At 32.0% G+C, this 12,386-nt stretch carries 9 protein-coding genes; 8 read left to right on the top strand and 1 reads right to left on the bottom strand.

The window, feature by feature from the left end; genetic code table 11:
* Positions 1 to 7: 7 nt before the first annotated feature.
* Positions 8 to 2,287 (bottom strand): AAA family ATPase, encoded by a 2,280-nt coding sequence (locus SHYC_RS04850; RefSeq protein WP_039644959.1) that lies wholly within the window; start codon positions 2,285 to 2,287, stop codon positions 8 to 10.
* Positions 2,288 to 2,401: 114 nt separating this feature from the next.
* Between SHYC_RS04850 and SHYC_RS04845 the strand changes: the two genes are divergently transcribed.
* From SHYC_RS04845 to SHYC_RS04810, 8 genes are all read left to right on the top strand, one after another.
* Positions 2,402 to 3,883 (top strand): hypothetical protein, encoded by a 1,482-nt coding sequence (locus SHYC_RS04845; protein ID WP_039644957.1) that lies wholly within the window; start codon positions 2,402 to 2,404, stop codon positions 3,881 to 3,883.
* 201 nt (positions 3,884 to 4,084) lie between these two features.
* Positions 4,085 to 4,417 (top strand): HU family DNA-binding protein, encoded by a 333-nt coding sequence (locus SHYC_RS04840; protein ID WP_039644955.1) that lies wholly within the window; start codon positions 4,085 to 4,087, stop codon positions 4,415 to 4,417.
* A gap of 16 nt (positions 4,418 to 4,433) precedes the next feature.
* Positions 4,434 to 4,619, top strand: a complete 186-nt coding sequence (locus SHYC_RS04835) for a YonK family protein (protein WP_039644953.1) — start codon at positions 4,434 to 4,436, stop codon at positions 4,617 to 4,619.
* A gap of 6 nt (positions 4,620 to 4,625) precedes the next feature.
* Complete coding sequence (locus tag SHYC_RS04830) at positions 4,626 to 5,828, top strand: metallophosphoesterase (RefSeq protein ID WP_158484640.1); 1,203 nt, start codon at positions 4,626 to 4,628, stop codon at positions 5,826 to 5,828.
* A gap of 790 nt (positions 5,829 to 6,618) precedes the next feature.
* Positions 6,619 to 7,509 carry a hypothetical protein gene (locus SHYC_RS04825; protein ID WP_039644950.1) on the top strand — a complete coding sequence of 297 codons (891 nt, stop codon included), beginning with the start codon at positions 6,619 to 6,621 and terminating at the stop codon, positions 7,507 to 7,509.
* Positions 7,509 to 9,314 (top strand): terminase large subunit domain-containing protein, encoded by a 1,806-nt coding sequence (locus SHYC_RS04820; RefSeq protein ID WP_039644948.1) that lies wholly within the window; start codon positions 7,509 to 7,511, stop codon positions 9,312 to 9,314. The genes SHYC_RS04825 and SHYC_RS04820 overlap by 1 nt, the downstream gene beginning before the upstream one ends.
* A 19-nt stretch (positions 9,315 to 9,333) precedes the next feature.
* The gene (locus tag SHYC_RS04815; RefSeq protein WP_039644946.1) at positions 9,334 to 10,884 is read left to right on the top strand and encodes a hypothetical protein; all 1,551 of its coding nucleotides are present in this window, start codon (positions 9,334 to 9,336) and stop codon (positions 10,882 to 10,884) included.
* Positions 10,877 to 12,382, top strand: a complete 1,506-nt coding sequence (locus SHYC_RS04810; RefSeq protein ID WP_039644945.1) for an NOC3 family protein — start codon at positions 10,877 to 10,879, stop codon at positions 12,380 to 12,382. Before SHYC_RS04815 ends, SHYC_RS04810 begins: the two co-directional genes overlap by 8 nt.
* The last annotated feature ends 4 nt before the right edge of the window (positions 12,383 to 12,386 follow it).

Raw genomic sequence — 12,386 nt, 5'->3', positions numbered from 1 at the left:
TCCTTGTCTATTTTAAAAATTCACCAATAAAGCATTTTCTTGTCTTACCTTTATCTGTTTTTATTGCATAATGTAACGCTGAAGTTTCTGCAAACAGAAAACATTTACTAATAGTTCTAGTTAATGCAGTATATAAAAATTGTTTACTTAATAGCATATAGTCATTGAAAGATAGTGCGATTATCAAATTTTTAAAACCACTTCCTTGTGATCTATGCACACTAATTGCATAACCGAGATCTAGCACACCTATTTGATTTTCATGCTCATTCTTAACAAAATAAACAGGTTTTTCAATGTCATCAAATTTTATTAATAAACCATATCCCTCAACACAACCAACAATTTTACCAAAAGTGCCGTTAAAAACTGCAACTTCTTTAGTTTCTATTTCTTCAAGTGTTAATAGCCCATTTGTAAGTGCCTCAAAATCATTTTTATTCATACTTAAAGCTCGATAGTTATTCCCTTGTTGAATTACCCTATCATTCTTTCTAAAGTTGTATTTAACACCCTTAACTGTATCTTCTGTATCGCTAATCGGGTTCATTAAATTTTGTAATTCTACATTTAACTTCTGTACCGAAGTAGAGCCTTTTTCCTTAAGACCAACTATAACTTGTAAGTCTTCATTATTCATATTTGGGTTATTGACATAGCTTTTTACTGTAAATAAAATATCGTCAAGTATTTGTGTTTTATCTTGGTACAAAAAGGCAAACAAATCTTCATTTTCACCAAGCTTTTGTAAACCAGTATCATTATAATTACAAAATTGCTTTCCTTCTCTTACCAGGTTAGCAGTACTTAGAGTACCTGAATCTTTCGCTTGTCTATGTACCTGAGTTAACGTTGTATTAACAAATTCTGTACTTGTTAGTAGATAATCAAAAACCGCCCCTCTGCCGATAGCTGGTAATTGTCCACTGTCCCCCACAATTATTAATTGAGATCCGTTGGGTAAAGCGGAAATCAAGTCTAAGAATAATCTATTATCAACCATTGATGCTTCGTCTAAAATATATGTGCCTTTAAGTAAAGGATTTTCTTGATTATGTATGAAACCACCTGAGACAGGATCAAATTTTAGCATCCTATGTATTGTACTTGCAGCCAAACCATTTTGGCTTAAAACATTTGCTGCCTTACCAGATAAACTACATGACATATTGTAGCCTTCTATACATGATACTGTTGCACGTAATAAACTTGATTTCCCTGATCCTGCTTTACCATCTAATATGAAAATACCATTTTTTAAAGAGTTTTTAATTCCCTCAATTTGCTCTTTATTAAACTTAAAACCTTGTTTATCTTGTACAGACTCTATAATCGCTTCAATGTTTTTATCAATATTAAAATCAAAATTATCACGTAACCTTCTCAAATGTTTAACTATTAATTCTTCTTCAACTTTATACTTTTTAAGTGAAATGACACCTTCACTATAATAAATCTGTTTATTAGACATTATTTTGCTAAATACATCATCCGACACTTCTTCTATATCAAGAATGTCACATAAGCTCTTCTCAAAATCGTCTATTTCAATTTTTGTATCACCATATGAAACAAGTTGTTCTATAACATACAATGACCCCGCTATGATTCTTCTAGAGTCACCTTTTTGGATTCCTGTCTTCAAGGCGTAGTCATCAACTCTTTTAAAACCAAACCCTTTTACATCAGTTAATTTATAAATATTTTTATCCGTTACTTTAATCAACATTTCAGGGCTCCCAAAATGTTCAGAAAGCTTGACCACATTTGAAACACCAACACCAAGCGATGATAATTTAACAATAGCTTCACTATATTTATGTGCGTCAGCCAGTTTTAACTTGATATTTGTGGCTAGTGCCGTCTTAATACCTTTAACAAGTGTTAAATCAATTTTATCTTCCAAAATTCTATTAATAATATCTTCATTTCCAAACTCTCTTATAATTGATTTTGCTTGTTTAGTAGTAAGTATTTCATGCAAAAACCTTTCTTGATCTTTTCCATCTTTTAAACCGTCAGATTTTACTTCTAAAAATGTATATGTGTCCATCTGTCGCCTTTCATCATAGTCTTCTTTAAATCGAATAGTGTACGTTTTACCTTCTACTAAAGCTGGAGTATTACCAACTATAGTGAAATTATTATAAACTGGATGAACCTTAACATGAGTATTTGGTGAATTATTAAACCTAAATCCATAAGCACCATACATACTGCCCTCGTTATAAAATAACTGTTTTGTTACAATAAGCTCCTCTTCAAATTCTTTAAAAGTTTTTACCATACAATCATCCTTTTCTAATATTTAACAAGATAAATTATAACATAACAAAAACTACTTGACAAGAAAGATAAAATATATTATAATCGAATTATAAATTCAAAGGAGTTTTAGGAAATGTTTATTACAAAAGAAAACATGAATACAAAAGCTGAAGAGCTAGGATATAAATTAGAAGAATTAACTAATCTAAAAAAAGGCGAATTCATCATGGTTCAAAAATATATTAAGATTCGTAGATTAGACGAATATACATGGATGATTATTAAAAAAGCAAAACCAATTCCATTTAAGATTGAGCGTGATAATAAAAAGCGTAAAATATGGAGACAGTTTATGAACTGTTGTAATTATTCCCTAAAGTATGGAGAACAAAGAGTAGAAGCAATTGCTAAAGGAATTGATGAAAGTGCTATGATTGAGATCGTAAGTGACCATCAGTTTATTTCTCAACAAATTAAATCAACTACTAGCCCATTGTCTGAAGATAGTGGATTTACTAAAACGTTAGACAAAATTGCTGATTATATACTATTTACAAAATTCGATAACGAAATCCAAGAAGAAGAGCATAAAAAAATAAAAGAAGACTTAAAGAAACTTGAAGCAAGTAAGAAAACTGAAAAAATCAAAGACCTCTTAGAATTTAAAAAAGCACAGCGAAAGAATACACCTTACTCAAAAACTAAACGGCTTTCAAGTTTGCCTAAGCACTACAACATTAAAAGTATAGATGATGCAATTGCGAACGATAGTGGTATGTATAAACCTAAAACAACTATCAATTATTCAAGAGTAGATAAACAAATGCAACGAGGAGTATTTGATGAATCAATGGAGCAATACTGGGAACGCTACTCCCCTGATAAAAGAAATAATATCCCATTTTACTCACATGACCCTATTGAATACAAAACGTTTGCATTTGAAATAATGAAGCAATATCTAAAAGAGATACAATACTTAGAGGAACAGCCATTTACTCCAAATAGAGGGAAGGTTATTTCTAACTTAAAAAGCGAAATGAGAACATCGCTAGAATGCTTAAAGAAAGTTATTAGTTTTACACCTACAGCTGAATTATCAGAAACAATACCTGAAGAGTCTTGGAATTATTTAAGCCTACGATCAACTGATGTGTACAAAGTATTATTAAACAACTATAGTGATCTTTGCGCTACATACGAGACACAAGTTGACACTAATATGTGGTCTCTATTAAGGAGCTTTGAAGATTTGGTGCAAAAAGTTAAATGGGATAAGCTTGAATACATAATTATTGATTTAATGTTGAATCAAGAAATTGATAAGCATACTGAAATACAAAAAATCTTACAAGATGATTATAATATTGCTATTGATAAATCAAAACTATCTAGGATAATTAATAAACGTATTCCAAAATTACTTCTGGATACGTATGAGCAACAATTAGAGGATTGGATATGGATTGAAAGAAGAAAAGGAAAGTATAAAACTTGTAAACAGTGTAAAACTGTGAAGCTTGCAGTTGATAACAGATATTTTAGAACTAACAAGTCTTGCAGCTTGGGTTTAGAACCAGTTTGTAAAGCATGTAGAAATAGAAAAAATCAATAAATCTTGTGATACGTGCAACTTTTGCTTCTCTCGTAGACAATATAGGTGAGAGGACTACTTACAATCGTTGAGATTCCCTTTTAGTTCTTCTAAGAAAGATAAAATATAACATAATTGAAGGTTACCACTTGATTGGCTGAGTAACCTTCACATATACTTTTTGCCAATCAAAATTATTCGGGACTTTATAGGAGAGATTAAATGACAAAGTTATCAAGAAAAATTTTAGTAAAAGAATTACAAGAGCAAATGGCTGACTTAGGTGTTGAATTATCTTTAGATAAAACACGTAAAGTAGTTCTAGCTTTAGAAAGCACTATTGAAGAGGCAATTTTAGCTGCTGAATCAAGTGGATATGATTCGTTCGGGTTTTCATTCGGACAATTCAAAATTCAAGATATTCCACAAAAATCAGGAAAATCTGCTTTAAATGGTAAAGATTGGACTGTAGGCGCACACAAACGTGTTTCATTTAAAGTTTCATCAGTACTTAAGCAACAACTTAAAGATGAAACTATTAAACCTATTGTTTAACATAAGGAGAATAATAATGGCTAAAATTACTAATACTATTAACTTGAAAAACGCAATTATTGACTTACCTAATAATACAATTACAGAATTTACTAAAGACTCTGAAGCAACCTATAAATTATCAGATATTCTAGACCGTTTCGCTGAGAAATATGTGACAATCACTATCAAGGAAGATACAGAGCTTTATGCTGGTGAATAGATGAATATGTTTCGTAAAGAAAATGAGTCATTTGCCGAGTATCAGTACCGCCTCTATGAAGACAGAGAATCACTTGGCTTAAGTAATCAACAAATTGCTGATTTACTAAATCATGAGAATGGTACTGACTATGATGAATCAAAATATAGAAAAGAATATCAGATATTTAAAAATGTTTGGGAGCCTATGTTTAAAGAACAACATCAAGCTACCCAACCAGAAGAATTTATTGAAGAGCTCACTAAAGAGCAAATCAAAATGAATGAAAAAAATCGTGCTATTACTAAGATGCTTCAAGATCAAAGAAGAGAATATCGAAAGCTTTTAGATTTTAGTGGACGATTTGAACATCTTAAAGATGAAATAATTAAGAATGTTGAAGCCCTACCTGTTAATCCATCATATCCCAAGCCTGAAATTATTGAGTCTAATGAAAAAGAATTAATTGTTTTAATGTCGGATTGGCACATTGGCACTGAATACGATGGACGTTTCGGCAAATATAATATCGACATTGCGAAAAAACGAATACGTTATTATATGGCTGAGGTTTTAAAAGAAATTAAAGAAAATAAACATAAAACTGTACACTTAGCTCATTTAGGTGACGGTATCGGTGGAAACATTCATGTATCTAGTCGTGTAGCCGCTTCTGAAGATGCTATACGACAGCTTATGATACTTTGTGAATTGTTAACAGAATTTGTATCAGAAGTAGCAGCAATTACACCTAATGTTAACGTATATTTCACCGTAGGTAATCATGGAAGATTAATTCCTAATAAGGATGCCGTAAGATCTAACGAAGAGAATTTTGAGAAGATAATCTCATGGCACCTTAAAGCAAGATTATCTAACTTTGAAAATATTACATATCATGATGACCAAGATGGAATCGTTGAAGCTCAAATCTTTGACCAAAGTGTTATTTTTGGCCATGGCGATTTAGATAAGCAGCTTAACGGCTCAGACAAATTAAGTCAAATGCTTAATTACGTTCCTCAATGGATTTTCTTAGGTCATACACATCATTCTTTTGAAAAGAATTTTGGTATAACCACCGTAATTGTTAATCCTAGTGCTATCGGTCATGACGCTTATAGTGCTTCAGGTAGATTTGGAGGTAAGGCTGGACAAAAATTAATAACTTTTGAAAAGTCAATCCTAGGTGGTATAAACCATTCTGTTAAGTTAATTAACTTTAACTAACACAAATATAATTGGATCATATGGGTTAACTCTCAGAGAATGACCCCAAAAAGTTTTAGTTGATTTAGTATATTTTACGGCAGCGCCCTCATCTTTTTTAAAAGACACGTTCTGATATGAGGGGATAAAATTTTCAAAATGGTTATCTCTAAGTACTTTACAACTAGACCAGTTGGCTTAGATGATTATAAAGAGCTCAAATGCCTAGAAGTTGGTCGTTTCTTAGCTATCTTTATAAGATAGGAAGTTTGGGGCAACCATTTTGATATTAATACATTTTGTTATAACAAAGCGTCTTAAAGGAAATAAACTTTACGTTTGTAAGCTCTGTTATGTATGTAATAGAGCCGAGTTAAGCTTATACAAATGTATAAGATAATTTTGGGAATATTAAGCTGATATTCTATGCGTCAATTATTAATGGCGACCATTTTGTCTTGTTATGTATAAGTTGAATTTAGTTATCAAGGTAGACGTACTAAGATAACTCTCACTTATGGACGCATCAGTGAGAAGTCCAGTTTTAAGAAAACTTACATACTTTAGATGCTTGAAGTTACTGGTTACATGGCATCTATTAAATTATTTATAAACATTGAAAACTGAGTTAGTTATTAAACTAGCTTAGTTTTGAGTGCTTATGTGCTCTCTTTCTTTTTCTATTCCATGACATTCCCTTTTTATGCCGACTCAATTGTAGTCGGTGTTTTTGTTGGTTGGATGAAGGCTCCCCCTTTCCCTCTCCTTCCTTCATCCACCGAACAAAGATTAAAGCAAAGCAGGTGGCTATATGGCTATAAGGTCAAAAATGAAAGAAGTTGTTAAGACATGTGCTTGTTGCAATCGCAATCTTGTAGCTGAAAGAAAGAATTTCTTATCAATCAACGGATCAAATCCATTATTCAAAGATAAACTGTTTCCGATTTGTCGTGAATGTATAAATGAATTGATCAATGAACCTATTGAAGGTTACGGAAACTTTATGAAAATCCTTATGGGTCTAAATGTCCCATTTAAAGAAGATTTGTTTATTGAAGTAGATAGATATAGAACAGAATACATAAATCGCATTACGAGAAAAAAACTACAAGAGACTTTCCTCGATTCAGACAGATTATTTAATACAAAAGAAGCAATGCTTACTGAAGATTCGATAGATAAACTGACCCCTGAAGAGTTAAGAGATTGTCAACTATATTGGGGTACTGACTACACTGAAGATGAATATATCTTTTTAATTTCTAGGTATGAAAGCTACTGTAAAACGTATGATGTGGATAGCCCTACGTTTGAAAGTATAGTAACACAAATATGCCAATTAGAACTCGATATTCGCAAAAAACGGTTAAAATCGTCAGACACATCTAAAGAAACAAAACTTATTTTAGAACTAATGAGGAATGCAGGTATTGCCCCTTCACAAGAAAAAGAAAGTAAAACTAATGCTAATGAAACCTTTGGAAACTGGGTTAAAATATGGGAAAATGAGCAACCAGTTCCTGAAGTATTACCTGAGTTTAAAGATGTTGATAATATTGAAAAATACATTCGCAATTCATTCTTGTCTCCAATGTTAGCATCACTTGAAGCTGATAACCCATATGAAGAAGAATATCAAGAAGAAATAGATAAATATGGTATTTCTGAAGAAGAACTTTTGGGATATGAAGGTGAAAAGTAATGGCATTTAGTACAAATGATGGCACACACAGAAGTCAATATCATCATAAAGTGAATCTATTTAAACTCAGACGTAATCACCGAAAAACAGAATCTAAGTCAGTTTTGGCAATGAAAAATATTGCAATTTGGATAGCTTATTATAGAGAAAACCCACATAGATTTGTATTAGATTTTTTAGGCATAAACCTTAGACCATTTCAATGTGTACTTTTATGGGCAATGATACATCACCACTACTTTGTATTCATTGCTAGTCGTGGTCTTGGAAAGACCTTCTTATCTGGCGTTTATTGCGTTACTAGATGTGTTTTATACCCAGAAACCAAAATAATTATTACAGCCCCAACAAAATCACAAGGTATTAATGTTCTTGAAAAAATAGAGAATGAGATGATGTCTCCTCTTCTTGCTAGAGAGATAGAAGATATAAATACTGGAAACCAAAAGCCAATGATATCTTTTCATAATGGTAGTTGGATCAGAGTTGTAGCATCAAACGATAACGCTCGAGGTCATCGTGCGAATTTATTATTAGTTGATGAGTTTGTAAAAGTTGATGCAGATACAATTGATACCGTCTTCAAAAAGATGCTTACATCTCAGCGTGAGCCTAAATTTTTAAACAAACCTGAGTATAAAGATTATCCTCGTGAAGAAAATATGCAAATGTATTTATCTTCAGCTTGGATGAAAGCTCATTGGAGTTATCAAGCCATGTGGAACTATACAAAACAAATGTTAAGGGATAAAGCTAAAGATGACTTAAAATCTTTTGTTTGTCATATCCCCTACTTTACAGGTGTGAAAGAAAAGCTTTACTCACACAAACAAATGAAAGCAGAAGCTCAGCAAGATGGATTTAATAAAATGAAATTTGCAATGGAGATGGAAGCTAAATGGTGGGGAGAATCAGAATCCGCATTCTTTAACTTTAACAAGATTGATGCGAATAGAAAACTTAAGCAAGCTTTTTATCCTCGTGAAGTGATCGAACAAGTTAACTTCACTAACCCAGAGAAATCACCAAAAGAAAAAAGAATTTTATCGGTTGACGTTGCACGAATGGGTGGTAATTCAAACGATGCTTCAGTATTCAGTTTAATACGCTTAATACCCAAAAATAAGCAATATGAACGACAATTAACTTATATGCAAGATATGGAAGGTGTTGACTTCCAAACCCAAGCAATAAGGATTAGACAATTATACGATGATTTTGATTGCGATTACATCGTACTTGACTTGAAAAACGTCGGAGCAGGTATTCTAGATAACCTTCGCATTCCGTTAATGGATGCCGAAAGAGGTATAGAATATGAACCATTAAATGTTTGCAATAACGAAGATTTAGCATCTACATGTAAATTTCCTGATGCACCGAAAGTAATACATACAATTAGCGCAACTAATGAAAGAAACATGGAAATGGCTAATATGTTAGCCGACAATTTTTTACGAGGTAAATTCCGATTACTGATACGAGAAGAAATTGCTGAAGAATTAATGAGAAGTAGCAGCAAACTTAAATTTGCACAACTGAAAAGCAATATTCAAGCTCAATTAAAATATCCATTTAGACAAACGGAATTGTTTATAAATGAAGTGATGAACCTTGAACAAGTTAATATGGACGGTGGAGCATTCAAACTTGTTACCTCTGGTACTGCACGTAAAGACAGGTACTCATCAGTGTCTTATGGAAATCAACTAGCAACTGAATTAGAACGAAACCTACAACACTCCACAAAAACTACAAACTTCAAAATGTTCGGCACAATTAGAAAGCCTAAATCAATTATATAGAAAGGTGTGAAGATTTTCTTTGGAGGACAATAAGAGAAACTTTCAAGAATACTTCAAAAATTATTCAAATGTAAAAAGCGTGCCTTTATCACGCCACAACCTTTCTTCTTTATTTCGCACATCCCGTACTTCACTTGATGACATTTCTGGTTCAGATTTAGCAAAATGGTTACAAAATCCTAACGCTAATTATAGGCATTTAATCAATTTATCTAGATTGTTATATAAATCATCTGGAGAGTATAGAAGTATGCTAAATTACTTTATTAAAATGGCACGCTTCTATCATGTTATAGATCCTATACATTATGACACTAGCAAGTTAAATTCTAATAAAGTGCAAAAAGATTTAGCCAAAATATCGCTACAGCTAAATAAAATGAATATTAAGCATGAGCTTGCAAAAGTATTTAAAACTTGTGTTATTGAAGATATTTTCTTCGGTTATGAAATTGAAGATGGAGATAATTATTTTATTTATAAGCTTGATCCTAATTATTGCAAAATAATTGGTCTAGCAGATGGAATGTATCTCTTTGCTTTCGATCTAAAGTACTTTGAAGGAAATGAACACCTTTTACAAACTTTTCCTGAAGAGTTTATAAGAGCGTATAAAATCATGAAAATCAACGGTGGAAATAATTGGTTTGAACCAGACTTCAACAAGTCTGTATGCTTTAAATTTAATGAAAATGACCCAGAAATTTTTCCACCCTTTTCAGTAATGTTTGAACCATTAATAGAATTAAATGATTATAAAAAGCTTAAAAAAGCTGGAGCGAAAATTAATAACTATATGTTGTTACATCAAAAAGTTCCAATGCATGATAACAGTAATAAAGATTATCAAGCTGATAACTTTGCCATTTCTCCAGAAGCAATGGAATACTTTAATGCGATGGTAAATGATAGTTTACCTGATGAGATTGGTACCATTGCTTCACCTATGGAAATTAATCCAATCAAGTTGGACAAAGATGATAAAAATGACAAAGTATTAGAAGCAACAAGAGATGTCTATAATTCATCTGGTGTTTCGTCGTTCATTTTTAACAACGATAAAAACTCTACTGGTGGATTACAATATTCAACTCGCAAAGATGAATTATTAGTTATTGGTTTTTATCGCCAAGTTGAACGTTGGCTTAACAGAAAGATACGATTTGGAAATCTAACAGTGAAAAATCAATGGAGAATATCTTTACTTGATGTAACTGGGATGAATGAAGACAGATATCTTGAGCAATTAACAAAATCAGGTACTCTTGGATTTGCTGTACGTGGAAGGATTGCTGCCATGCACGGTCAAGATTATCACACCCTACTTACTTCACTTGAACTTGAAAATGAAGTTTTAGATTTAGACACAAAAATGATTCCTTTAGCAAGTTCACATACAGGTGGTATAAATCAAGCAATCGAAAAACAACAAAAAAATGAAGAATCAAAAGGTGGAAGACCTCAAAAAGATAGTAGTGAATTAACAGACAGTGGCCAAGCAAATAAAGATTCATCTGACGGCAAGGCACCTGATAAGTCAATTAAAGGTGGTGAAAAATCAGATGAATAACTTTTCAAACTCTATTTCTATGTCAACCCAAGTGCTTAATGTATTTGAAGATGCTCAATATGATATTAGATTTACCAAAGTAAAAATATGGTTAATGCATTTAGGCGAGAATAGAAACGGTTCAGTTTTCACTAGAGAAGTAGTTGAGAATGCCATTCCTACCCTAGCCAATACACCAATCATGGGTAGCATCGGTTTAAACAATTATGGAGAAGAAGATTTCTACGGACATGAGTCAGATCTCGAAATTACTGAAGATGGTGAACTTAAGTTTATTAATAAAACTATTCCATTTGGTGTAATTCCTGAAAGTAATAACGCTAAGTTTGAAAAACGTATTGGCGACGACATGATTGAGCGAGAATATCTTACAGTTGAAGGTATTTTATGGAACAAATGGGAAGATGCCATTAATCTCATTCATGGTAAGAATGGCGTGACTGGCCAGTCTATGGAACTTTCTGATAATTATACTGGCTATTTTGACGGTGAATTATTTAAGTTTGATAGCTTTGAATTCTATGGTGCATGTTTATTGGGTGATGATATATTACCAGCTATGAATAATAGCACTGTTGAATTAAAGTATTCAGTTGATACTAAAAATTTCATTGATGAGAAAATAAGAGAGTTCAATACTAAATTTTCATCAATTGAAGGAGGAACAGTATTGGAAAAAAAGAAAACTAATTTCGACAACGAATCTACTGAAGATTTTGGTTTAGATCTAGATAATGTCGAAGAAGGTTTAGAAATTATTGAGAGAAATAAATCAAAAGAAGTCGAAGAGACTAGTGAAAATAGTGACTCAGATAATGAATTAGAAGAGTCAAATCAAGATGAAGAAGAGCAAGACGCTAAAGAAGAATTACATGATGAAGAAACAGAATCAAGCGATGTTGAAGAAGAACAAGTAGAAGAAACTCCTTCTCCAAAAGAAAAGGAAGTTCCAAAGAAAAAACCAACTAAAAAGCAATCTCCTCAAAAACAAGATTCTAAACAAGATACCCCTACTATTTCAGACAAAGTTGTAGAAACTATCAATAACGATGTAGAGACCCTTGATGAACTTGGTAATGTTCATGACAAGATTCGAAAGGCGCAAGAAAATTTACCAAAACCTTCTGAGTTAATTATTGTCGGGGACGCAAAATACTCTGTTGAAGATATTCAGGAATTACTTGAGAAAGCTAAAAAGCTTGATGAAGTTTCACAAGAATTTGCAGCTCTAAAAGAACAAGTTCATACCGAAAAAGTACAATCATTATTTAATAAATATTCAGACCAACTTACTTCTGAAGAAATCAATACTCTTAAAAGTAAATCAAGTGATATCACAATTGAAGAATTAGAAACACAAATTTTTGCTGTGATTGGTAAAAAATCTTTTTCAATTAAATCACATAAAAACAATGAATCTGTTTCAATCTCTAAAATTGGATTAAGTTTTAGCAATGCAAAAGCTAATACTCTAGATGCAATTTTGGAAGAATTATAATATA

The organism is Staphylococcus hyicus (assembly GCF_000816085.1).
GTDB lineage: Bacteria > Bacillota > Bacilli > Staphylococcales > Staphylococcaceae > Staphylococcus > Staphylococcus hyicus.
Note: the sequence above shows the minus strand (reverse complement) of the source record. Positions and strands in the feature narration are given on the sequence as shown.

Bases quoted from the DNA above. Each gene is read 5' to 3' on its own strand.
- SHYC_RS04850 (WP_039644959.1), bottom strand. From the start codon at position 2,287: ATGGTAAAAACTTTTAAAGAATTTGAAGAGGAGCTTATTGTAACAAAA.
- SHYC_RS04845 (WP_039644957.1), top strand. From the start codon at position 2,402: ATGTTTATTACAAAAGAAAACATGAATACAAAAGCTGAAGAGCTAGGA.
- SHYC_RS04840 (WP_039644955.1), top strand. From the start codon at position 4,085: ATGACAAAGTTATCAAGAAAAATTTTAGTAAAAGAATTACAAGAGCAA.
- SHYC_RS04835 (WP_039644953.1), top strand. From the start codon at position 4,434: ATGGCTAAAATTACTAATACTATTAACTTGAAAAACGCAATTATTGAC.
- SHYC_RS04830 (WP_158484640.1), top strand. From the start codon at position 4,626: ATGTTTCGTAAAGAAAATGAGTCATTTGCCGAGTATCAGTACCGCCTC.
- SHYC_RS04825 (WP_039644950.1), top strand. From the start codon at position 6,619: ATGGCTATAAGGTCAAAAATGAAAGAAGTTGTTAAGACATGTGCTTGT.
- SHYC_RS04820 (WP_039644948.1), top strand. From the start codon at position 7,509: ATGGCATTTAGTACAAATGATGGCACACACAGAAGTCAATATCATCAT.
- SHYC_RS04810 (WP_039644945.1), top strand. From the start codon at position 10,877: ATGAATAACTTTTCAAACTCTATTTCTATGTCAACCCAAGTGCTTAAT.